Below are 24,056 nucleotides of genomic sequence, written 5' to 3'. Positions count from 1 at the left end.
AAGAATTTGTATGAACGATTAGCATCTATTAATAGTTTATTATATTACAAGGAAGTACTGCATCTGTAAATGTTTCCAGAAGACTAAACAGTGATATTGATGATGTTTTAATAATAAATAATGTAGTCGATAATAGTTTAATAATAATAAATAATGGTTAAGGCAAAGTGTCTAATCCAAATATGAATAACAATGTCATCTATGTTATTCTTAAATCATCAATTGTAACATCAGGAGGTAATCATGAAAATTGAAGTATATTCAGATTTTGTATGTCCATTTTGTTATATAGGAAAAAGGCGTTTAGAAGAGGCATTAGAACGCTCTTCCTTCAAAGAAAAAACTGAAGTAACATTTAAAAGCTTTGAACTTAATCAAAACTCACCAAGAGACACAGATTTATCCATTCATGAAATCATAGCAAATAAATATAGTATATCTATTGAGCAAGCAGAGAGAAGTAATGAAGGAATTGGAAAACAAGCAGCAGCTGTTGGTTTAGATTTTCGCTTTGATAAAATGACTCCTACTAATACTTTCGATGCCCATCGTTTAGCTAAATATTCCTCAACTAAAGGTAAGGAAGCAGAATTAACGGAGAGATTGTTAAAAGCTTATTTTACTGAAGGCAAACATATCGGAGATCATGAAACCTTACTTGAAATTGTTGAAGAAATCGAACTTGACCGAGAAGAGGCAAAAGCTGTATTGGAAAGTGATGACTACAGAGATGACGTTAGAAGGGATGAGTCTGAAGCTCACAACCTTGGGGTTCAAGGAGTTCCATTTTTTGTAATAAACAATAAGTATGCAATTTCTGGAGCGCAACCAACAGAAGCATTTGTGGAAGCATTAAATAAAGTTGCAGCAGAGGAGAAGGAAGGAAATACGCTGCAACCTCTCTCATCAGAAAATGCTGACGGTATGGTTTGTGACGAGAATGGTTGTGAAGTTCCTAAAAATAAAAGTTAGCATAAAGCAATTAAATTAGTAATTAAACGATTATCTAAGCACAAGAGAATTTATTTAAATTCTTCTTGTGCTTTTTTGAAAAGCAAGATTTCTAGAATACTTTGTAAATATTACTCTTTTCGAAAGTCATCTGTTAAAATTCCAGAAAAACCCCAGTTCTCATCCTCAATTTCTTGGATTACAATATGAGTATGTTCTGGATTTTTACCAAGTACATTTACTAGTGTTTCCGTAAATTCTTTTACGATCTGAGCTTTTTGATCACGAGTAGCTCCTTTTGTTATTTGAAGATTTATATATGGCATAGTTTTACTCTCCTCTCAAAATAATAAAAAGTATAACATTTTTTCAATTGAAAAGAACCTTATATCATGAGAATGTTAGACTAATATTGGAAATAAATTTGCCACAATTTAGTGTCACCTTCTTTAAATTCGAGTTTAATAATTAGATCATTTACTGTGGGATTAAATAAAGAAAGAAAAAACGAACGGTCTATGATACATTTTTTAGTGTTTTAAAGTATATAAATTTTTGACTAATAACATAGGCAATTGTCTCATAGCGCAAATTCAATTTATTTATACTCTCTGTTTGAATTTGAATGTTCTATTTTTAATAGTGTATCGTAACTCATCTTTATAAAACCAAAATATATAAAGATAGAAGTAGCGATGGAGATGATAAGCAATAGAAAAACTACTCCATAACTTGAAACATCTTCATTGATTGCTGATTCTATAAATAAAGTGATAGGAGATAGGAAACTTATAACTACACCTATAATTATCGAACGTGTATAAGTTGGATGAAAAGAATCATTTTTGTTTTCAATAGACTTTCTTAAATGTACCGTTAGTTTAAAACGTTTTTCCAAATCCCTATACTTACCAAATGACATTTCCATTCCAGCATAAGTGAACATAGCGATCGCAATTGCAATAAGTAAAAAGAAAGGAATGAGAAGTATATCATCATTAAAATTTTCAGATAAATCAGTTATAACGCCATCCTCTATTATTTGAGGAATTAAAATTAATTGAATTAATGCTAACAAACATATAAACACGCCAGTTCCAAAGAATATACTCCATTTTTTGTTTACTTTCAAATAATTATTCACTTCATCTTCTGTAAGAGTGGGAAGTTCGTCTCTTTCGCCATCAAGCTCAATATCAAACTCTTTCATCAATTCATCAATATTTCCGAATTCTGAAATTACAATGCCTACTGCTTCATTTTCAGACTTGCCACTACTTTTCAGCTCATTGTATTTGTCTTCCATATTAGATAATAAGTCTTCTTTAATGCTTTTAATTTGTTCAGTTTTTGGTAAAGTTGCAAACATATTATCTAAATAATTCATAATTGTCTCCACCTTAAAAACCCTCCTTAATAAATCGATTAATAACTTCCTTCGTTAACTCCCATTCATTACACTTTTCCTTATAGTAGTTTATCCCTGATTGGGTAATTCTGTAATAAGTGCGCCTTTTACCATGTGTTTCTTTCTTAAAAAAAGATTCAATATAACCGTTTTTCATCAAACGATTGAAAGCAGAATATAAGGTTGTTTCCTTTATAATGTACTTTTCGTCTGATAATTCTTTAATGTTCTTTGATATCTCATACCCGTAAGAATCATTGTCAAGTAACATATATAGAATGATCGTATCGTTATATCCTCTAATAACATCACTGCTAATCAAATATATTCTCCTTTCTCTCAATACTTTTGTTGTTATGATTTTAAAATTATAATTATGATCAAATTACTCCATCAGTAGTACTTTATCTGTCGTAGTAATTATAATATATCACAATTACTACGACAGGTAAAGTACTGAGTTTTCACCCTTATTCTTAAATCCGCATTTGTCTATGTCAACATGTTAATTGATGTAATAAGATGGAGTAACAAACACTTTCATCATTTTTAGTACCACTGGCTTTATTTCACAGGAATAAATTATTACTTACTAAATTATTTTCATGATTCTATGGTATATGTATTTAACAAATTATAAGAAGGAGAGACAATATGAGTGAACGTAAGAGTGATAGAGTTGCTTTTATTCAAGCATTAGGGGATGATGTAAAAATTGTAGCAGGAGACAAATTTATATGTGTTCCAAAAAATACTGTAATGGCACACCCTTTCAATACAAACTGGTATATTGAAGGAGATGCAGTTGTGCATACTGTACATGGTCCTATTCATATACGAGGAGAAGTGGATCAATAGTAACCCCACAAAATGGAATTAGTAGACTGGCTTTATGAACTGCACCCCAATTGTTAGACATCATTATACAATTGGAAGTGTAGTTTATTTATGGTTACCATCACAAATAAACTACAAGTCTTCAAAAGATATTTGGAAGGAACGAAAAAAGGATATCAAACCTTGGATTTTTGAAAAAGCTATACAACTTATTCGATTGAAGATAAACTGGAGATACTTCACTATATGAATGAACATGGCGTCTATCCGTAAAACAGCTGAACACATCTACCTATGTGTATCATGAAGGAATTCGTGAAATGCCTTGTACGCATGAAAAAATACTAATCATATAAACCCACCCCATTTTATTTTCAATCCACAATAAAGCCATTCATTATATTTTCAACATAATTTGAACACACTCTAACTTAATCATACATTTCTAACTTCTATTCAAGTTGTAATATTAAATTTTAAACAATAAAGGAGTAATGACCTTGCTATCTTTTATTCTGCCTGATGGTGAAAACCAATTTGTCCTTTTTTCCTTTGAACACCTTTTTTCTTTATTTAGTGTTATTGTCATTATTTTATTTATTTATTGGAATAGAAACAGTTTAAAGCAAACACTCCTTAATGTTATATCTAGAGGTATTTTAATTACAGTTCTCATTGTCTCAGAAATAAGTCTGCATGCTTGGCTTTGGTGGGTTGACGAATGGGGGTATCGTAATGCGCTACCCCTTCACTTGAGTAGCATCTCTCTTTTACTTGCTGCTTTTTTGCTATGGATGAAAAGTTATCGTCTCTTTGAATTCACTTATTTTGTTGGGGTAGGCAGTGCACTTCAAGCTATGATTACTCCAGATATTAGTTTATATACCTTTCCCCATTTTCGATATATTCAATTTTTTATTGCACATGGTGGAATTGTTGTGGCTAATTTTTTTATGGTATTTGTTGAAGGTTTTCGACCTACTCTGAAATCTTTGTGGAGAGCCTTTTTCTATCTAAATCTCTATACACTAATTATATTTATTTTTAATATTATGATTGGGAGCAATTATATGTATGTATCAAGAAAACCAATCAATCCTTCAATAATAGATTATTTAGGTCCGTGGCCTTGGTATATCATTCCATTAGAGATGATAGCTCTTGTTACATTTTTTATTTTGTATTTGCCTTTCTTTTTAACAAGGAAAAAGAAGCATCTGAAAGAAAGTTAAAACTATATCCGCACGAAGAATATGAGCTTTATCAAATTCAATTTTAATGTCAGGATGATCAAAGTGTGAACACAATACATCTAACGTAGTCATAAGCTCATGACCAATGAGGATTTCACCTGTCTTGCATTTATGGATATATTCAAGTAAGTATGAATGAGTCCTTGATACTCCATATTCTTTCATATTCACCCATTTCATCGTCATCATCGTCGATATTCTTTTGAAGGACCCCATTTAACGTTTTAATAGCCACAGCATATCTATTTATGTTTTGCCTGTATTGTTTAGCAGCTTATACAGGTTTTTGTAGTTCTGGTTGTTCAGGATGGACTTTAACCATGCCTGTTTTTAGTAACACCTTTTTAAGCACTGCATTTTCAACCTTGAGGTAAGCAGCATTCTACTAACCCTTACACTAACTTTCTTTTAGACTCTTCTACCTCTTTAAATATCTCGATTAATTTCTCATGTTCTCTTTGATAAATTTCACTTTTCGTATCAATTCAAAAAACCTCCAGTCATTTTCAAAATTTTAGGTCTGTGTGTAAAATGTGTGCACAGTACGGTCATTTAGGTGTATAGTCTTAAAATCAAATGGGGGGACCCTCAACAATAAGAAACTAAAATAAACCATTGAATGAACAACGGCTTATAGCTTTCATATTTAACAATCTTCACAAAGTCCATCAGGAATACTCGTTTGACATTTGTTTTCATCCATAATACTGTTTGTACCTTGGTCATTAATATCTGGGTTGTTTCCTATTAAACAATTGGAACGGACTTTGTTATTATCTCCTAGTATCAATATACCTTCTTGTGAATTGTTTATTATGGTATTGTTGTCAATGATATTGAAATCAGCAAAAGGTCTATCTTCAATTCTTATTCCTCGTACTCCATTGTTCTTTATGATATTGTGTATCATTCTATTGTTATCTTCTTGAATAAAGATTCCATCACGTTCATTATTGCTGCAAATATTGCCCCAAACTAGATTATTACTCTCTTCTACATCAATTCCATCACGGTTATTATTACATGCTTTGTTCCAAAGGAATAAATTGAAATCACGCTCTGCTTCAATACCATCCGCATTATTCAATACACAATTACTAATAATAAAATTATTATTGCTGCCTGGCTCTATTCCTTCAGCATGATTCCCATCGCACAAATTATGAAATGCCAGGTTAAACTCACCCTGATTAAATCTTATACCCTCTTCCATATTTCTATTGCACTGGCTACAAACGACATAATTGTGAGTACCGTCTACTGAAATTCCCACAAAATTATTTCCACTCGACTCGCAATTCATGACCATATTTCGTTCGCTTAATCCCATTATGAGGATCCCATCGATTTGATTTTCAAACACATTTACACAATGTAGTATATTATCACTAGTATTAATTCGTATTCCAGAGCTATCAGAATTTTTAACGGTTAAATTTTCTATGGTCACAAAAGAAGACCCATCAATATTAATTCCTATTCCACCTAGACCTACCCCATCTATGATGGTTTTTCCTTGTCCAGCACCGATGATGCGGATGCGATCTTTCCCTAGACCAATATTAAGGATTTCAGGAAATGTCCCTGCACCAACTCGAATCGTAAAGCCTTCAGTTGTTGTCACTGCACTTATGGCAGCTTGAATACTCTCACCTTCATTTACTATCACTTCATTGTTTTTCTGACATAAGCCCGCTGGATCACTTGTTATACATTTGTTGTCGTCGAATACGGTATTAATACCTTCATTCACAATATCTGGATTATTTCCTCTTAAACGATTAGAACGGATCACATTACCATCAAAAAATTGATCTGCAATTATTCCTGCTTGCACATTGTTCTCAACACAGTTATTATCGAAAATATTTGTATTTCCATTAATCTCAATGCCTCTATCATTTTGTTTAATCCCATTTTTTACAACTTTATTTCGGATAATTCTACTATTATTGCTATTAACGTCAATGCCATCCTCATTATTCCCCTTTACTTCATTCCTCCATAACAAGTTATTATCAAGAGCTGCTTCTATCCCATCATCACCGTTACATAATGTTTTGTTCCATAATAGTAAACTAGTATTATTAATGATAAATCCATCAGTTCCATTTTTAATCGCCTGATTACAAATAAATAAATTACAATCTACAACATCACCATCAACTGCATTAAATCCATTGAACCCATTTTCTTTTGCACAATTTAAGAACACAAGATTGTTGGAACTGTTCAAGCCCAATCCATCATCTGAATTTCCAATGAATTTGCATTTCACTATATAATTATGATCTCCATTTACTTGAATACCATCTACATCTACTTCTGGATTTACATTAAAATTAGCTTCAGATTCAATAATTAAATTTCTCTCAGCATCTGAAGCAATTTCCATTCCATTATTCTGATTGCTTTGTGATTTGACTTGATTTATGATGTTTTCACTTGTTTGTATCAAAATCCCTAGATCTCCGAAGTTTTGAATCGTCAGTTTTTCAATTGTTACCATAAATGAATCTATCTCTATGCCGTTCACTACACCTAATTCAGTTCCATCAAGAATCGTTTTTCCAACGCCCGCTCCTACAATTCGAATACAGTCTTTATCCATACCAATATTTATGGACTGGTTATACGTCCCTTCACCTAAATTAATTGTATCTCCTGGATTTACAAAATTATTTATGACATCCTGAATGTCATTGGCTGGTGTTAAGTTGAATACAGCCATGCAGTTCCCCTCCATTTTACATTGAGCTTATGTTTTATTTTATTCAAAGATGTTGACATGGTTTGGACGGGTGCGGATTAAAATATACTTTTTATTTACAATTACCTTTATTCCTTGTTACTTCTTTAAGATCATTTGTTTCAACGCCCATCTCAATCAACATATTGATCAAACCACTTATCAATGTACACTCGCCATTCATCCTGCCTGTATCTTCTATTAACGTCTATTTCTAATCTATTAAGACACTCTTCCTTTGACACATCACAAAAGATAAGTTCAGCCATTAGATCATTCACAACATTCTCACGTTTATATTTATCTGCATATCCACCTATAATCCAAGTATTATGCACATACCATGTCTGACCTTGATGTTGTCTAGTAACTGGATGAGATCTCACATTCATTAAGAGATTGTCAGGCTTATCATAATAAGTCTGCAAAGATACAGCAGTGATTTTCAGTATCTTGCATTTTTTCAATATCTATAGGATTAAATATTTTTATTATTATATCGGATCTTAAAAAACAGCCTTACGAAGGCTGTAGAATGGCTAGATCATTAAATCTAACCCTGTTTTAAATGTTAAAAAGCCAAAAGTTGAGCATCAAGAAAGAAAAGTATACCCTCCTGAAGAAATTCATGATCTATTTAAAGTTCTAGATTGGAACCTTTTCACTGGAAATTATATGTGTTTAGAAATTCCGTCCCCAATTCGTCCCCATCTATAATATACTATTAGTCAATCCCTTGATATACCAAATAACCAACACACTCCACATGCACTGTATGTGGAAACATATCCACAGGCTGAACTTGCTCCGTTTTAAATCCTCCATCTTCCAAAATACGCAAATCTCGAGCCAGTGTAGCAGAATCACAAGAAACATAAACAACCCGCTTCGGTTTCATAGCAATAATCGTCTGCAACAAAGTCTCATCACACCCCTTACGAGGTGGATCAACCACGATCACATCTGCTTCAATCCCTTGGTCTTTCCATTTTGGAATCACTTCTTCCGCTTTGCCAACTTCAAATTCAACATTGCTCATTCCGTTCAACTCAGCATTAATTTTAGCATCTTCTATCGCTTCTTTTACAATCTCAACACCATAAACCTTTTTAGCTTTCTGTGCTAAAAATAATGAAATGGTTCCAATACCGCAATAAGCATCAATCACCGTTTCCTCTCCTGTGAGTCCTGCATATTCCAAAGCTTTTTCGTATAGAATTTTCGTTTGAACTGGATTCACTTGATAAAAGGAACGGGCAGATATCGCAAACTTCACGTCTCCGATATAATCATAGATGACTTCTTTACCCCAAAGAGTTCTAGTTTGATCGCCAAAAATAACGTTTGTTTTCTTTGTGTTGATATTTTGGCATATACTTACCACTTGACTGAATTTATCACGTATTTTGGTTATGAATTGTTCTTGTTTTGGGAGTCGTTCTCCATTTGTCACCAATACAACCATAAGTTCATTCGTATGAAAAGCGATTTTGACCACAACGTGTCGAAGTAATCCCTTATGAGATACTTCATCGTAAGCTAATATCTCTAGCTGTTGCGCGATGTTTTTTACTTCACGAATAACATCATTATTAAGATCATGTTGAATCAAACATATATCCATATCAATAATTCTATGACTGCCTTGTGCGTAAAAACCCCCAACTAAACCACCTTCATGTTCACCAATCGGAACCTGTGCTTTATTGCGATAGTTCCATGGGTTGTCCATTCCAAGAGTAGGTAGGGCGGTAATACCATTACTTAGAGGGAGATTAGTATTTAATTGCTTACCTTTATTTTCATTGAGCTTCTCACGATCTGATTGATCCGCGTCAAGATGCCCCTCTAGATTTACATCCTCCCCCACTACCACCAGCTTCCCAATTCGCTCAAGATTATTAATCACTCGCTGCCTTTTCCATTCAAGCTGTGCAGAATATTCCATATGTTGTAGCTGACAACCGCCACACTGATTGTAAATATCACAAGGAGCTTCTGTTCTACTTTCACTTTTTTCAACTATATCCAACAGTTTTCCGTAACCGTAATTTTTCTTAACTTTGATCACCTTTGCTCTTACCTTTTCTCCAGGAAGTGCGCCCTTTATAAAAAGGGTATAACCGTTAATTCGGCCTACCCCTTCTCCACTATGACCTATGCCTATAATTTCTACCGTTACATCCATATTTTTTGTAACAGGTGGATTCTTTGTTGTACTCATGTTTTATGGATCACTCCAATTTAATCGTTATATGTCGCCTTGCCTGACTCATCAATAAATATAGGGATATGTGATGGAATTAAAGAAAAGGTTTTAGGTAATGTTCCGCCGTACTCCCCGTCTAAATTAATTTGGGTATAATCAGAGGATGAAATTTGAAGATGGTTTGATTTAAAATGGATAACATGCGGGTCATTTACATGAGCTCCTTTTAAAGTTAAGGTTACAATTCTTATGAATTCTGCTAAATTACATTTTTTCAAAATAAATACATCAAATAAACCATCACTTAAACTTGCCGCAGGTGCAATTTTTTCTATCCCGCCTACTGAATTGCTATTTGCAATTAAAAAGATCATGACCTCTTCTTCCTCTAACATTACTTCTTTAGATTTTAGAGTTAAATGAATTGGACGAAATTGAGGAAGTTTTTCTAATCCTTTCATATAGTAAGCTAATTGTCCTAACATCGTTTTTAACTTACTCGGAACCTCATAAGTTAACTCCGTTAATGAACCTCCGCCTGCAATGTTTATGAAATATTCGTCATTTACTTTACCTATATCAATTAACTTCGTGTATTCATTTAAAATAATATCACACGCTCTTGACCAGTTCTTTGGAATTCCTAATGCTCTTGCAAAATCGTTTGTAGTGCCCAGAGGAAGTATACCTAACTTTGGTCGATAAGGTTGATTAGCCAATCCATTAACAACCTCATTTAAAGTCCCATCTCCTCCTGCAGCAATAACAACGTCAAACTCTCTTTTGACTGCTTCTTCTGCTGCACTAGCGGCATCACCTTTTCCTTTTGTTTCATGTGTGGAAGTTTCAAAACCACCACTTTCTAATTTTTTCAAAACTTCCGGCAGCCTTTTTTTCATCTCTTCTCTACCTGAAGAAGGATTGTATATTAGTCTTGCTCTCTTAACCATTAATTCCACCTACTTTTTAATGCGTGAGCTACTATACTTATGACTTATTTTTCTAATTATAACTTAATTACATGAAAAAGCATAACACTCAACAGGTGTCAAAATACCAACAATTTCATACATTTTGACAATATGCCCTTTTTATAATAAATCTTCCTTACTATCAATATGTTTAGAAACTTGTTGTTTAATCCATTGAGAAATTTTTTTGTCAGGTAAAATCGGCTTACCGTTGTACAAATATGTAAAACCTCTTAAACGACTTGGAATCACTTCATTTGTAAAATACCCTTCACTTAAAAATAAAGGAACAATAATGACCTTATATTCAGGATATTTTTTATTCAGCACCTTTATTTTACATGGCACTTGATTCGGTAATAACATCGCTGATTCTGATCCAGCAAAATTTCCAATCATTTGTACCCGCTTGGCTAAAGAATCTAATCCACTTCTCCATCTGGCATAGAATCCTTTTTCCTTTGATCCGTGTCCAACTAAACAAAGCACTTCCTGCTGTGGATTTTTTGATAAATCACTAATTCTTTCATATAAAATATTAGCAATAATTGGATCATCATCTACAGGTACACCTAAATGTATTTTTGCATTAATATCCATGGGTTCCAGGTCAGTTTCTAATGTTGGTTTTGATGTTACTCTCAAAGCATAACTGATTTCATCCAAATGCGTACTTCCAGAAGAAACAAATAAAGGAATAACAATGATATCCGTTACCCCTTTAGCTTCTAAACGATATATTCCATCTTGAATGAGCCGATTTTCTACTAGTTCTAAAAATGAAGATTCCTTTGGAATGAAATTTGGCAATTGAACCTCATCAACAGCTTGGTCAACTAATTGGACCCACTTTTTGTTTCTAGAGCCGTGACTTATAACTAGTAATCCATACTTCATATGTCTCCTCCTGATGGACATTCTCTATTTATTTTTTGATACGTTCTAATGCCATTCTGTAACCATCATTTCCGTAATTTAAACATCTTTTCACTCTGGATATTGTAGCTGTGCTAGCACCTGTTTCTGCTTCGATCTGATTGTAGGTACTCCCTTTTCTCAGCATTCGCGCCACTTCAAGTCGTTGTGATAACGATTGAATTTCGTTGACGGTACATAAATCATCAAAAAATACATAACATTCTTCAATATCTTCTAAAGACAGAATCGCTTCAAATAGTTGTTCTATTGATTTATCATTAAATTTCTTTAATTGCATCTTTAATTCATCCCCTATGTAGATCTTTTTCTTCTATTTTATCATATCATACTTTAAGTGACTAATGCATTCAAACGTTCAAAGGCATAAACTTTACTGAACAGATTGGAATAGTATATCAAAAGGACATAAAATGTAGACTTTTACATGAGCACCGGACTTCAGAATTTGAGAGCAAAATTCGATGTTGTTTTACTTCAAAGATCTCACTCTCATTAACTTTTTAACTCTCCTCTAAATTTTTTTTTTATAACCGTGACAATCGTCCATACATCACGAATGCCTACTACATATTGTATAACAAAATCATAAGTAGGTAACCTTAATAAAACTTTGTCATTCTCTATTTTAAGGTACCTATAAAAAAGGATTGTGGGCAAATTGAGAAGACATAATCAATATCGTAAAGCGACAAATGCAACTCCACCAAATAACGGCTATTATAGAGCGGGTATTAGAAATGAAACGGGTGCAGGTCAAGTCCCAGCGAATACAAATTATCCTCCCGCCGTCCCATACAATGGAGCACAAACCCCATTCAATGATGCACCGACGCCTTTTAACAACGGAGCGCAGGCACCGTTCAATGAGGCACGAGATCATAACCTCCCTGTTCCGTCAACAACTACTGGAGGGGGGAGTAACCCATTAGCTAATTTACCCATTGGTGATATTAAAGCCATGGTTGAAAAGTTAGGTGGAGTTGAAGGAATCTTTAATACAATTAATAAAATGAATGGATTTATGAAACAAGTTCAACAGTTTTCCCCTATGTTAAAGTTGCTACTAGGTTCTTTTGGAAAAGGAGCGGCAGCTGCTACTGCTGCTGATGCTGCGCTTTTAGAAGATAGAAGGAGGAGAAGAAAGAGAAGAAAAAGAAGAAAGTCAGGATCTTCAAAAAGAAGGTCATCTAATGGTAAACGCTCAAGTTCAAAAAGATCAACAAAAAGAAAAAGAAGAGCAATAAGATAATGGAAGTGAACTTAGAACGTATGGATAAAAAAACATTCTATACGTTCTTTTCTTTATTACTATCGACAATTAAGAACTAATTTCAAAGATGAATTTGATTTAAGCTCTTCATTTTTGTAGTTTGTTTAATGGAAGAAAACCCTCCTGGCTGACAAAAATTTGATCGTCTGAAAAATAGTTCTCTAATTGTTTTTTCACTCGTAAATATGCAGAAGGAGTATACCATTCTTCTAATTTCTCCTTTATATAAATTTGTTGAATACCTAATCTTTGTGTCCTTTTCCCCTGCATTCCATCCCCCATAAAATAATCATCAACACAGACACGAGTTACAATTGATGATAATTTTTTTGCAAATGTTTCTGAACTCGGCAGTACAGGTGATATTGCAGCTTGTATTGGTAATCCTGCTTCTTTTAAATCTTGCAAAGCTTTAAACCTTGCTGTAATTGGAGGTGCACTTGGCGTAAATATTCTACGCATTTCATCCAAGTCTGTTTCTATCGTCATGCTAATAAGCACACTTTCTTTTAATTCCTTAAAATATTGTATATCCCTTGTCACTAGAGGGCTTCTAGTTTGCACAAACAGAAAATCCGGTTGTATCTCAACCATAACTTCTAAAAGTGAACGAGTAATGAAATGTTTCGTTTCTGCTGGTTGATAAGGGTCTGTACTGGACGACATGAAAATATGAACAGGTCCTTTTTGGTTAGCTTTCGTTAGTTCTTTTTTAAGTAAATCAGAGGCTCCTTGTTTCACCTCCACCCAAGTTCCCCATTCTAACCCTTTAAATTTTGCAATTGGCATTTCTCGAACATAACAGTATTTACAAGAGAAGGAGCATCCTGCATAAGGATTTAGAGTATGTGTATACCCTTTTAAATAACCTGATGCTTTTGTTAAAATTTGTTTTGGTTGTTTGATTTGTAGCTCCATACATTGCCCCTCCTACCGTACTTAGCTTAAATTATTTTAAAGTAATATCTCCAGATGAAGCTCTAGCTTCTATGTTATATTTTCCAGAGCCAATTTTTCCAATTGCTTTTGAATCAGATTTCTCTTCAAATAAATAACCTTCTCTTCTAATATCCACATCTCCTGAAGAGGTTTTAAAATCAATCAATAAAGATTCATTTTCTTGTTCAAAGTCAATTGTAATATCGCCACTAGTTGTTTTGGCTTTAATATCTCCTTTATGCTCATCATTATATATAGTTATATTACCACTTGATGTTTGTAAGGTTGATGTTTTTACTTCATTATTCGTGAATTCAATATTGCCACTAGTTACTTCCAAAGTTAGTATATTGCTGATTATATTTTCTGTGTCAATGTCACCGCTTGAAGTTTCGATTAACATATTTGAAGATATGACTCCATTTTTAGCTGAGATATTCCCAGAAGTAGCAGTTAACTCAACATCACTTGCATTTAATTCTTCAATTGTAACGTCTCCTGAGCTCGTAGATAATGTAAGGTCATTTGCTTGTAATTGTGCAACATCAATATCTCCTGAAGTTACATCTACTTTAACTGAGTCATACAGTTTTTGAGGAATTTCTACTTGTAGATCTACTTTATTAATGACAAACCCTACATTAAAAAAAATATTCTTTTCTTTTAACTCGATTTGTAACATATCTCCCCTTTCTTCCAAAACCAAGTCATATACCTCTTCATACCGTTTGCTTACTTCACCACTTAAAGTGACTATTAACTCTTTCTTTGCTGTAGGTATAACATTCACATCCACTGAACTTGTATCAATTTCAATATTTTTATATTGATTACCAGATACTTTTTTTTCTTCAAATATATCAACTGTTTCAAATGCGTCGTCTAAAAAAGTGAATGCTCCTACAGCTCCTACAATGACTAGAATAATGCCTAAAAAAGTAAATTTTCTCAATTTATTTTCCTCCCTTAATTGTTCTAATGTTAAATTTAATATAACGAAGTGTTACATTATACAAGAATTTACCAATATGAATCATACCAATGCTCATTAAAATCCCTAATCCACATAACATAATCGAAGCAAAAAAGTTCAATTCAATATTTGCAAAACCGTTAAACATAACATTTAGAATTAACAACAAAGGAGAAATCGTGAGAACAACAGAAGTAATACATAATGCTAAATACACTCCAAATATTCCGATGACAGGTCCTACGATAAATACGATATTGAAGAAACTTAAACTGAATGTTGCTAATATTGCTTTATACATATTCCCGATTGATTTATCTTTTTCAGCCTTAGTCACTCTATAATCAGCTAATAAATCCTTTGCAATGACTTTTGGATCTCCAAGTTCTAGAACAAGCTCTTCTTCAGATTTTCCATTAGCTAACCCAATATCAAAATGTTCCAAAAAATCATACAAAATTTCATTTCTATCTGATTCATGTACATCTTCTAATAAAAATTCCAATTGATTCAAAAATTCATTTTTATTCAATTTAATACCTCCTCTATAAAATCATTAACTGCATTTGAAAATTGATTCCATTCCTCAACTAACAAATTCATGTATGCTTTGCCATGATCAGTTAATGCGTAATATTTCCTGGCAGGTCCTTCTGATGATTCTGCTAAATAAGTAGATAAATATTGTTCTTTGGTTAATCTTCTTAAAAGTGGGTATAACGTTCCATCTGCAACTTCAATTTTTCGTGAGATATTTTGAGCTAACTCATAACCGTATTGATCTTTTTTAGAAATTAGAACCAACACACATAATTCAAGCACTCCTTTTTTAAATTGAACGTTCATGCCCCCACCTCCTTCATCTATATTCACTATTGATTAATGTATAGTAGTTGTTTAAAAAATTTTTTTCTGTATTTTACATGTATATAATACTATACACTAGTGAACATTGCAAGGTACTGAAAATAATAAACCACTTTTTTAAATAACCAATAATTAATAAACTTCAACACCTATTTAATTATTAATATTGATAAAAGACCAAATCAAAGTTTGATTTGGTCTGTCTATATTGCTGTTCTAATATCTCTAAAAATAAAATTATGTATTATGATTAACCACTTTTTTATAAAAACAAAAATTAATTTTAATATAGTTCTAAGTCTATTGTATTTTAATCTCAGAACCCACCGGCACAATATGTATCCATGTTTTACCTGATAATAAAGGAATCTCTTGTTGGTTTTCATCAAAAGCACGAATGATCCCATGAACATATTCCCAAGTAATTGATTTTACTTTTCCTGCTTGAATAATATAACCTGTTCCTGGTCCATACACATCTACATCTCTTCGTCCAACATTGTCCAAAATATAATGATTTGCTTCAGCAATAAGAATATTATTTGCAATTAACTGCTCATCTGTTTCTCGATCTTTGTGTGCTTCTCCTGCCATATAACGATAGTAAATATTTTCTTCTTCATTAAATTCATAGTTTACTTTATATCCAAGTAAATAGGGAATTTCAACCTGATTAGCAGGATCTCCATCAAGTATGGTCTCAACATCAGCAAATGTCATTTCTACATCAGTCCATGTTTCACGATATCCTTTATTTGCTGCACCTTTACGAATTAATTCCGTATTGGTGTAGAGATTATGTGGAGGTCTACGATCATTACTTCTCCAGTAATAAGCTCCATCACCATATACCTCATCAAAGTTAGGAAGACCACGTGTAGAAATCATATTCATCGCTTCCTGACTCCAGCCAGCATGTACAATTAATGCATCTAACCCTTCGCTAATTTCAACAAAATAAGGTCTAATACTACGAACAGGTCCAATGATTTCTGGTGATTCACTTTGAAAAACAGCTACAAATCTTGTGATTTCACCCTCAGCTAAAATCTCATAAACGACATCAGCTAGATGTAACCCACTCTGCGGCCTTGCTAATGGTGAATTTTCCACCATAACTATTACCGGACGCTGTACCGCTTCCTCTTCCGTTCCTAATCCTGTTAAAGGAAAAACATAAGGATAATTAATCTCTGGTTCCTCAATTACTTCAGTAGTTTCTTCAATCATCGGTTCTTTTTCAATCACTTCAACTGACTCAATGACTTCTTCTTCACTTGGAAGGGTTTCTCCCGTACACCCTACAAAAAAAATGGAACAACATACAACAAAAATAAATAACCTTAAACTTCTCATTCTCACGTATCAACCACCTGCTATGAATTTTTTGATAGATTTGGCAATTCTATTAAACCATAGATTAGATAAATTTTACAGCTAAAAATTTCCTTTGTTGTCATATCAGTTTTTATATTAAAGGATGTATATTATGATAGGACAAATAAATGTTAACCCTATTTTTAACATAAAAAGGGTGCTATCTCATGATAGCACCCTATTGTATTCTCAAATATTAATCTCTAGATAACCCTAAAAATTGTAACAAGTACAAAAACAAATTAATGAAACTTAAATATAAACTAAGCACAGCCAGTGGGATCATTTCATCTGCAACCCCGTTTTTATAACGAGAAATATCATATAGGATAAATCCAGAAAAGATTAAAATCCCAGCGAATGAAATTGCAAGTCCCATTGCTCCTGTGTGCAAGCCTGGAAGAAATAATCCAATTAAACTTAGGCCAATTAATGCAAATAATCCTACCATTAGAAATCCGCCTAAAAAGCTAAAATCCCTTTTTGAATTATAAGCATATACTGATAACCCAACAAAAATTAAGACTGTTAACAACAATGCTGTTGTAACTAATGATCCTGCACCTGCTGCAGCGTAAGCACCAATGACACTATACAATGTAATCCCACTAATGAAACAGAAGGTATACGTAAATACATAACCAATTGGCTTTCCTCTACGACGAACAAACATAGAGGCAACAATCATTACTAATTGTACAATGATAAGTGGAAACATTAATGCTGGTGGTACTTGTGTGCCTACTAAAGTCCCAACAAATGAGATCAGTAGAGAAAATGTAAACATTCTCATTAACTTGTGAAAGGAATGATTATACGTATCCTCATACTCACCTGCAAAAGTTTGGTTTTGTTGATACTCCATATTACTGAACTCCTCACTTTCAATCATAAAATCAAACAGATAATACTATTTTACCATATATCTATATGTTTTGCTTTTCCATCTATGTATTTTTAATACCCTCTTTCAAAAACCGACTATTTAGTCTAAAATGAACTATATACAAAATCTATGGGGGTGTAATAATGGATACCGTTTTGGTTGCTGGTGCAACTGGATACTTAGGACGTTACATAGTAAATGAATTAAGTGATCATGGTTACAAAGTAAAAGTTTTAGTAAGAAATCCTAAGAGCTTAAACCATCAAGGAAAATATTTTGAACCAGCAGTTATAAATAAAATAAATGAAATCATAGAAGGAGATATTACAAAACCAAAAACATTAAAAGGAATGTGTACTGGTGTGGACTATGTTTTCACTTCTGTGGGCATAACCAAACAAAAGGATGGATTAACATATATGGATGTAGATTATCAAGGGAATTTAAATCTACTTAGAGAGGCAGAATCCAGTAACGTGAAGAAGTTTATGTATATCCATGTTTTAGGAGACCATCTAGATGTTCCTGTGTTACAAGCTAAAAAAAGATTTGTTCAAGAACTAAAACAAAGCCCTATAAATCACCTAATCGTAAAACCAACAGGATATTTTTCTGATTTAACGGAGTACTTGGAAATGGCTGCAAAAGGAAAGGTTTATCTTATAGGAGATGGCAATAACAAAATGAATCCGATTCATGGTAGGGATCTGGCAAAATTCTGTGTTAATCATTTTGAGAAGGACAACGTTGAACTTGAGGTTGGCGGTCCAGAGGTGCTTAGCTATAAAAAGATTGCTACCCTTGCATTTAAGTCTTTAAATCAAAAGGAGAAAGTGATGAGTGTGCCAATTTGGATCGTTAAACCTTTGATCCGTATGTTAAAAATATTTAATAAACGTTATTATGCATTAGCCTTATTCTTTTGCACTGTGATGACAAATGATATTGTTGCATCTACTTATGGAAAAATAAAACTTGAAACATACTATAAAGAATATGTGGTGAAAAGGAAAGAAAATAGATAATGAACAAAATATCAGAGAAATCGATAAAAAAAAAGGAGCATATTTTACAATCAACCATTGAATTAATCGCAGATATAGGATTGGAAAGATTAAGTATCAACAAAGTTGTAAACAAAGCAAATGTCAGTAAAGGCGGGTTTTATTATTATTTTTCAAATATTGATGAACTAATAAAAGAAACTTTCATTTTTTCAATAAACAATAGCTTAGAAGAGATGAAAATAGAATATGGAGTGTCTCTAGAAATAAGCCTAAAACAATATATTAGAAAATTAATTAGCGCTATAAAACATAAATCAGAAAACCTGTCCATGATGTTTTTGTTTATTAGTAAATGTTTTCAAGATCCTAACTATAGGCAGGAATTCATAAAAATGAATAAGAGAATTGTAGAAGAAAATGTAGCTTCCAAAGAGTTAACATCTCACTACAATATGGATCAGAAGCTATTAAAAATATTCGATATGTTAAGCATTGGAATGATTGTACATGCTCTAATGGGTGAAGATGAGGATGAACTTATTAAGTTATGTGATCATTTTGTGGATAAATTGTTAGTAGAGTAACGATAACCTGTTCAATAAGTTACGAACATGTTAATAATTAAAAATGCCCTTACTCTAATTTAAGTAAGGGCATTTTTAACGTGAATTGAATGTTGTATTTTCTGGGAAACTTTTAATATCTCCACCTTCTATTGTTGTGCAACAAGTGCTTTTTGAGCTATATCCGTACGATAATGTTTTCCATCATATTGAATCTTTTCAACATCAGCATACGCTTTTTGTCTCGCTTCTGAAATGTTAGCTCCAGTTGCAGTCACACCTACCAAACGACCTCCATTTGTTACGATTTGCCCATCTTTTAAAGCTGTTCCTGCATGGAATACAACAGAACTTTCTACTTGATCTAAACCAGTCATAGGAATCCCTTTTTCATAAGATCCTGGATAACCTCCTGAAGATAACACGACACAAACTGCAGTTTCTTCACTCCAGTTGATTTCCAGTTCTTTCAGATTACCATTAATCGTCGCCAGAAAAATATCTGATAAATCCGTTTGTAATTGGGGCAGCACAACCTGCGTTTCTGGATCACCGAAACGACAGTTAAATTCAATCGTTTTTGGTCCGTTCTTGGTAATCATCAAACCAGCATACAAAATACCTTTAAAAGTCCTTCCTTCACTTACCATCGCTTTTGCAGCTGGTACTAGAATGGTTTCGATGGCTTCATCCACAACAGCTTGTGGAATATGTGGAACAGGGGAATATGTTCCCATCCCGCCAGTGTTTGGTCCTTTATCTCCATCAAAGATGGGTTTATGGTCTTGTGAAGGAACCATCGGTCGAACGACTTCACCATCCACAAACGCTAAGATAGACATTTCTTGCCCTTGTAAAAACTCTTCGATGACTACATGATTACCCGCTTCACCAAACACCTTGTCCAACATCATGTCTTTTAAAGCCGCTTCTGCTTCTTCCATTGTCTGAGCAACAATAACACCCTTACCTGCAGCTAATCCGTCGGCTTTTATCACGATAGGGAGTTTTTGTTGATGTAAATAATTCAGTGCCTTTTCATATACATCAAAAGATTCATATGTTGCTGTTGGTATGTTGTATTTTTTCATCAAATCTTTCGTAAATACTTTACTTCCTTCAATAATCGCTGCATTTTTCCTAGGACCAAATACAGGAATATGAATGGATTCAAAGTAATCTACAATCCCAGCAAAAAGAGGGTCTTCTGGTCCGACTACAACGAAATCAATGTTTCTCTTTTTTGCAAATTGTCCTAACTCTTCGAAGTTATGTTCATTGATGTCCACACATTCAGCCAATTCAGCAATGCCCGCATTCCCAGGTGCACAATAAATCTGCTCTACATTTGGACTTTTGTTTAATGCCCATATGATTGTATGTTCTCTTCCACCTCTACCTATGACAAGAACTTTCATTTTTTTACCCTCTCTTTCAAATTAAAATACAACTTATTTATGGGTTTTAATGTTTAAAGTGTCGCACACCTGTAACTACCATGGCAATTCCATGTTCATTTGCAACTTTTATAGATTCTTCATCTTTTATAGATCCACCTGGTTGAATCACTGCGGTTATTCCTGCTTTTGCAGCTAATTCTAATGTATCACCCATTGGGAAAAACGCATCAGAAGCCAAAATTGATCCTTTAGCTTTTTCACCTGCTTGTTGTATTGCAATATTAGCAGCACCCACTCGGTTCATTTGTCCTGCACCTACCCCAATTGTCATATCATCATTTGCTAATATGATCGCATTAGACTTCACATGTTTTACAACTTTCCAACCAAATAATAACTGCTTTAATTCTTGCTCAGTAGGTTTGCGATCCGTTACAACTTTAATATCTTCATTCGTTAATTGATACATATCTATATCTTGAATTAACATACCACCGTTCACTGATGTAACAATACGATTTTGTTTGTTAGGTTGTTGCGCTGCACCTAGTTTTAATAAACGAATGTTTTTCTTTTGTGTTAAAACTTCAATGGCTTCGTCTGTATAACTAGGGGCAATAATAATTTCTAAGAAAATCTCATGTAGTTTCAATGCTATTGCTTTTCCAATATCACGGTTAAAAGCAACAATACCACCAAAAATGGAAACAGGATCTGCATCATACGCTTTTTGATAAGCCGCATCAATGGTTTCTCCGATTCCTACTCCACAAGGATTCATATGTTTTATAGCTACGACTGCAGGTTCATCAAATTCTTTTAAAATTTGTAATGCCGCATTGGCATCGTTGATATTATTATAGGATAATTCCTTCCCGTGTAATTTCTCAGCTGTAGTAATATTTCCTTCATCTGCTAAAGGTTTACGATAAAATGCCGCCTTTTGATGAGGGTTTTCCCCATAACGTAAATCCTGTACCTTTTCATAAGTGACTGTATATCTTTCTGGAAATTCCTCATCCATTTTTTCTGATAGATAGTTTGAAATAAGAGAATCGTAAGCTGCTGTATGGCGAAAGACTTTTGCTGCTAGTTTTTTTCTAGTCTCTAATGAAGTATCTTTATCCTTTTTGATCTGTTCAATCACTTCAGCATAATCATTGGAATCCACAACTACCGTAACAAATGCATGGTTTTTAGCAGCGGATCTTAACATCGTTGGTCCACCAATATCAATATTTTCAATCGCATCTTCGTAAGTCACGTCTGGTTTCTCTATGGTTTGTTGGAATGGATACAGATTAACAATAACTAAATCGATATAATCCAATTCTAATTCACTCATTTGCTGTTGATGCTTTTCACTATCACGTACAGCTAGTAAACCACTATGCACTGCTGGGTGGAGTGTTTTTACTCTGCCGTCTAACACTTCAGGAAAACCTGTCACCTCTGAAATACCGATAACAGATACTCCTTTTTCTTCTAATAGTTTTTTTGTTCCTCCAGTAGATATGATTTCTACACCTAATTTGGATAACTGATCAGCGAATTCTACAATTCCTGTTTTATCCGAGACACTGATCAATGCTCTTTTAATACTCACGTATTGTTCCTCCCTGTAAAATGTATTTAGATGAATTAAGCTACTTTGCTTCTCTTCACTTTTTTGCTTTTATCTGGGGTCCCCGGAAAGTATTCGGCTATACTTCATTGAATATTGTTCACTATTTGGGGTTAATTTCTGGGTCCCCGAAAAAGTATTAGGAATAAGCTACTTAGCATACTCATCACTTTTTTGGGGTTAGTCTAACTTTCCTACCTTCTAATTTAACTCTTCCTCCAGCAATCCAATCAATGACTTCTGGATAAATACGATGTTCTACTTTATGAATATTTTGTTCTAGTTCTTCTATTGTATCAGTTTCATGAATGTTTACTGGCTCCTGTTTAATAATAGGACCTGTATCCATCCCATTATCTACAAAGTGAACCGTAACTCCTGTTACTTTTACACCATATTCAAAAGCTTGCCCAATGGCATCTAATCCTGTAAATGAAGGTAATAGTGATGGGTGAATATTAATCATTTTTCCATAGTAAGATTTAACCAAAGTATCTGTTACTAGACGCATATAACCTGCAAGTACGATAAGATTGATTTGTTTTTCTTGCAATTTATTTACAATCTCTTGTTCGTAACCCTCTCTGGAAGGGTAATCCTTAGGACAAAATGCAAATACAGGAATTCCTGCTTTTTCAGCTCTTTCTATCACTTTTGCTCCAGGTCTGTCACAAACAAGAAGCTCGATATGAATATCCAGCTTCTGTTGATTGATATGATCAAAAATGGCTTGGAAATTTGATCCACTTCCTGATGCAAAAACAGCTATACGAAATGAACTCATTTTATTTCATCTCCATTAAAAGTAACCTTTTGATTTCCTTTTGTTACTTTACCAATATGATAAATTGATTCACCCTGTTGCTTTGCAATGCGAATGACTTCTTCAGCATCGTTAGTGGATACAACGATAACCATACCTATTCCCATATTAAATGTTCTGAACATATCTGATTTACTAATGTTACCTTTACTTTGCAATAAAGAAAATATTGCTGGCACTTCCCAAGAACCATCTTCAATATCTACATTTACACCTTCAGGTAAAACGCGAGGAATATTTTCGATAAATCCGCCTCCCGTAATGTGTGATAGTCCTTTAAGCTGAACTTTATCCAACATGGACAATACAGGTTTTACGTACAACTTTGTTGGTGTTAAGAGTATGTCACCAAGCTTGCCGTTCAATTCATCTACATAATCATCCAACTGATATCCAGCGTCCTCAAGCAATAATTTACGAACTAATGAAAAACCATTGCTATGCACCCCACTCGATGCTAATCCAAGCACAACATCTCCTTCTTGAATAGAAGAGCCGTCGATCATTTTATTTTTGTCTACAACACCAACAACAAAACCAGCAATGTCATATTCTCCTTCAGCATACATTCCTGGCATCTCCGCAGTTTCCCCACCGATTAATGCACAACCGGATTGTTTACAGCCATCTGCTATGCCTTTGACAATAGACTCGATTTTTTCTGGAATGACTCGATCACAAGCTAAATAATCTAAGAAAAATAAGGGTTCTGCACCTTGAACAATAATATCGTTAACGCACATTGCTACAGCATCAACACCAATAGTGTCATGTTTGTCCATTACAAAAGCAAGTTTCAACTTCGTACCAACACCGTCCGTTCCAGAGACAAGAATGGGCTCCTCATATTTATCTTTATTTAATGAAAATAAACCTCCAAATCCCCCTAAATCCGTTAATACCTCTGGACGAAATGTATTTTTTACGTGTTTTTTCATCCGTTCAACCGCTTCATTTCCAGCGTTAATGTCTACACCAGCCTGTTTATAAGCATCAGACATTTTCTCTCA

General features: G+C 33.6%; 25 protein-coding genes. 6 read left to right on the top strand and 19 right to left on the bottom strand.

Annotated elements, in window-relative coordinates; genetic code table 11:
- Nucleotides 1–243: 243 nt before the first annotated feature.
- A complete protein-coding gene (locus ERL59_RS13110; protein WP_160646684.1) occupies nucleotides 244–972 on the top strand; it encodes a DsbA family oxidoreductase in 729 nt (242 codons plus the stop codon).
- Between the two features lie 110 nt (nucleotides 973–1,082).
- Here ERL59_RS13110 and ERL59_RS13105 read toward each other — a convergent pair whose 3' ends face one another.
- The 3 genes from ERL59_RS13105 to ERL59_RS13095 form a co-directional block, all read right to left on the bottom strand.
- Nucleotides 1,083–1,277 (bottom strand): tautomerase family protein, encoded by a 195-nt coding sequence (locus ERL59_RS13105; protein WP_160646683.1) that lies wholly within the window; start codon nucleotides 1,275–1,277, stop codon nucleotides 1,083–1,085.
- Between the two features lie 272 nt (nucleotides 1,278–1,549).
- Nucleotides 1,550–2,338, bottom strand: coding sequence for a permease prefix domain 1-containing protein (locus tag ERL59_RS13100; RefSeq protein ID WP_160646682.1), 789 nt, complete (start codon nucleotides 2,336–2,338; stop codon nucleotides 1,550–1,552).
- Nucleotides 2,339–2,351: 13 nt separating this feature from the next.
- On the bottom strand, nucleotides 2,352–2,681 hold the full coding sequence (locus ERL59_RS13095; RefSeq protein ID WP_160646681.1) for a PadR family transcriptional regulator: 330 nt from the start codon (nucleotides 2,679–2,681) through the stop codon (nucleotides 2,352–2,354).
- Nucleotides 2,682–3,013: 332 nt separating this feature from the next.
- Here ERL59_RS13095 and ERL59_RS13090 point away from each other — a divergent pair, with 332 nt between their 5' ends.
- Together ERL59_RS13090 and ERL59_RS13085 are read left to right on the top strand one after the other, a co-directional pair.
- Nucleotides 3,014–3,217 carry a hypothetical protein gene (locus ERL59_RS13090; RefSeq protein ID WP_160646680.1) on the top strand — a complete coding sequence of 68 codons (204 nt, stop codon included), beginning with the start codon at nucleotides 3,014–3,016 and terminating at the stop codon, nucleotides 3,215–3,217.
- Between the two features lie 479 nt (nucleotides 3,218–3,696).
- Nucleotides 3,697–4,428 (top strand): YwaF family protein, encoded by a 732-nt coding sequence (locus ERL59_RS13085; protein ID WP_160646679.1) that lies wholly within the window; start codon nucleotides 3,697–3,699, stop codon nucleotides 4,426–4,428.
- A 667-nt stretch (nucleotides 4,429–5,095) separates the two neighbouring features.
- Here ERL59_RS13085 and ERL59_RS13080 read toward each other — a convergent pair.
- From ERL59_RS13080 to ERL59_RS13055, 6 genes are all read right to left on the bottom strand, one after another.
- On the bottom strand, nucleotides 5,096–7,180 hold the full coding sequence (locus ERL59_RS13080) for a right-handed parallel beta-helix repeat-containing protein (RefSeq protein ID WP_160646678.1): 2,085 nt from the start codon (nucleotides 7,178–7,180) through the stop codon (nucleotides 5,096–5,098).
- Nucleotides 7,181–7,332: 152 nt separating this feature from the next.
- A complete protein-coding gene (locus ERL59_RS13075; RefSeq protein ID WP_160646677.1) occupies nucleotides 7,333–7,590 on the bottom strand; it encodes a hypothetical protein in 258 nt (85 codons plus the stop codon).
- 332 nt (nucleotides 7,591–7,922) lie between these two features.
- Nucleotides 7,923–9,422 (bottom strand): 23S rRNA (uracil(1939)-C(5))-methyltransferase RlmD, encoded by a 1,500-nt coding sequence (rlmD, locus tag ERL59_RS13070; protein WP_160646676.1) that lies wholly within the window; start codon nucleotides 9,420–9,422, stop codon nucleotides 7,923–7,925.
- A gap of 20 nt (nucleotides 9,423–9,442) precedes the next feature.
- Nucleotides 9,443–10,357 carry a diacylglycerol kinase gene (locus tag ERL59_RS13065; RefSeq protein WP_160646675.1) on the bottom strand — a complete coding sequence of 305 codons (915 nt, stop codon included), beginning with the start codon at nucleotides 10,355–10,357 and terminating at the stop codon, nucleotides 9,443–9,445.
- 141 nt (nucleotides 10,358–10,498) lie between these two features.
- A complete protein-coding gene (locus tag ERL59_RS13060; protein ID WP_160646674.1) occupies nucleotides 10,499–11,275 on the bottom strand; it encodes a sirohydrochlorin chelatase in 777 nt (258 codons plus the stop codon).
- Nucleotides 11,276–11,303: 28 nt separating this feature from the next.
- Complete coding sequence (locus ERL59_RS13055; RefSeq protein WP_160646673.1) at nucleotides 11,304–11,594, bottom strand: YerC/YecD family TrpR-related protein; 291 nt, start codon at nucleotides 11,592–11,594, stop codon at nucleotides 11,304–11,306.
- Nucleotides 11,595–11,975: 381 nt separating this feature from the next.
- Here ERL59_RS13055 and ERL59_RS13050 point away from each other — a divergent pair, with 381 nt between their 5' ends.
- The gene (locus ERL59_RS13050) at nucleotides 11,976–12,566 is read left to right on the top strand and encodes a hypothetical protein (RefSeq protein ID WP_160646672.1); all 591 of its coding nucleotides are present in this window, start codon (nucleotides 11,976–11,978) and stop codon (nucleotides 12,564–12,566) included.
- 108 nt (nucleotides 12,567–12,674) lie between these two features.
- Here the strand turns inward: ERL59_RS13050 and ERL59_RS13045 are convergent, their stop codons facing one another.
- The 6 genes from ERL59_RS13045 to ERL59_RS13020 form a co-directional block, all read right to left on the bottom strand.
- Nucleotides 12,675–13,505: an SPL family radical SAM protein gene (locus tag ERL59_RS13045; RefSeq protein WP_160646671.1), complete on the bottom strand. Its 831-nt coding sequence runs from the start codon at nucleotides 13,503–13,505 to the stop codon at nucleotides 12,675–12,677.
- Between the two features lie 31 nt (nucleotides 13,506–13,536).
- Nucleotides 13,537–14,478, bottom strand: a complete 942-nt coding sequence (locus ERL59_RS13040; RefSeq protein WP_160646670.1) for a DUF4097 family beta strand repeat-containing protein — start codon at nucleotides 14,476–14,478, stop codon at nucleotides 13,537–13,539.
- Nucleotide 14,479: 1 nt separating this feature from the next.
- Nucleotides 14,480–15,031, bottom strand: a complete 552-nt coding sequence (locus ERL59_RS13035; protein ID WP_160646669.1) for a DUF1700 domain-containing protein — start codon at nucleotides 15,029–15,031, stop codon at nucleotides 14,480–14,482.
- Nucleotides 15,028–15,345, bottom strand: a complete 318-nt coding sequence (locus ERL59_RS13030) for a PadR family transcriptional regulator (protein WP_160646668.1) — start codon at nucleotides 15,343–15,345, stop codon at nucleotides 15,028–15,030. The genes ERL59_RS13035 and ERL59_RS13030 overlap by 4 nt, the downstream gene beginning before the upstream one ends.
- A gap of 321 nt (nucleotides 15,346–15,666) precedes the next feature.
- A complete protein-coding gene (locus ERL59_RS13025; protein ID WP_235929893.1) occupies nucleotides 15,667–16,722 on the bottom strand; it encodes a DUF3048 domain-containing protein in 1,056 nt (351 codons plus the stop codon).
- 217 nt (nucleotides 16,723–16,939) lie between these two features.
- Nucleotides 16,940–17,608: a Bax inhibitor-1/YccA family protein gene (locus ERL59_RS13020; RefSeq protein ID WP_160646666.1), complete on the bottom strand. Its 669-nt coding sequence runs from the start codon at nucleotides 17,606–17,608 to the stop codon at nucleotides 16,940–16,942.
- A gap of 164 nt (nucleotides 17,609–17,772) precedes the next feature.
- Between ERL59_RS13020 and ERL59_RS13015 the strand changes: the two genes are divergently transcribed.
- Both ERL59_RS13015 and ERL59_RS13010 read left to right on the top strand, forming a co-directional pair.
- On the top strand, nucleotides 17,773–18,654 hold the full coding sequence (locus tag ERL59_RS13015) for an SDR family oxidoreductase (RefSeq protein ID WP_160646665.1): 882 nt from the start codon (nucleotides 17,773–17,775) through the stop codon (nucleotides 18,652–18,654).
- Nucleotides 18,654–19,220, top strand: coding sequence for a TetR/AcrR family transcriptional regulator (locus ERL59_RS13010; protein WP_160646664.1), 567 nt, complete (start codon nucleotides 18,654–18,656; stop codon nucleotides 19,218–19,220). Before ERL59_RS13015 ends, ERL59_RS13010 begins: the two co-directional genes overlap by 1 nt.
- A 128-nt stretch (nucleotides 19,221–19,348) precedes the next feature.
- On the opposite strand, the gene purD is transcribed toward ERL59_RS13010, so the two are convergent.
- The 4 genes from purD to purM all read right to left on the bottom strand — a co-directional run bounded on the left by purD (nucleotide 19,349) and on the right by purM (nucleotide 24,047).
- Complete coding sequence (gene purD / locus ERL59_RS13005) at nucleotides 19,349–20,617, bottom strand: phosphoribosylamine--glycine ligase (RefSeq protein WP_160646663.1); 1,269 nt, start codon at nucleotides 20,615–20,617, stop codon at nucleotides 19,349–19,351.
- Between the two features lie 46 nt (nucleotides 20,618–20,663).
- On the bottom strand, nucleotides 20,664–22,205 hold the full coding sequence (gene purH / locus ERL59_RS13000; protein WP_160646662.1) for a bifunctional phosphoribosylaminoimidazolecarboxamide formyltransferase/IMP cyclohydrolase: 1,542 nt from the start codon (nucleotides 22,203–22,205) through the stop codon (nucleotides 20,664–20,666).
- A gap of 184 nt (nucleotides 22,206–22,389) precedes the next feature.
- Nucleotides 22,390–23,007 carry a phosphoribosylglycinamide formyltransferase gene (purN, locus tag ERL59_RS12995; RefSeq protein WP_160646661.1) on the bottom strand — a complete coding sequence of 206 codons (618 nt, stop codon included), beginning with the start codon at nucleotides 23,005–23,007 and terminating at the stop codon, nucleotides 22,390–22,392.
- Entirely contained in the window at nucleotides 23,004–24,047 is a 1,044-nt protein-coding gene (gene purM, locus ERL59_RS12990; RefSeq protein WP_160646660.1) for a phosphoribosylformylglycinamidine cyclo-ligase, read from the bottom strand. Before purM ends, purN begins: the two co-directional genes overlap by 4 nt.
- Nucleotides 24,048–24,056 lie beyond the last annotated feature (9 nt).

The sequence above is a fragment of the Chengkuizengella marina genome (assembly GCF_009910845.1).
Taxonomy (GTDB): domain Bacteria; phylum Bacillota; class Bacilli; order Paenibacillales; family KCTC-33759; genus Chengkuizengella; species Chengkuizengella marina.
Note: the sequence above shows the minus strand (reverse complement) of the source record. Positions and strands in the feature narration are given on the sequence as shown.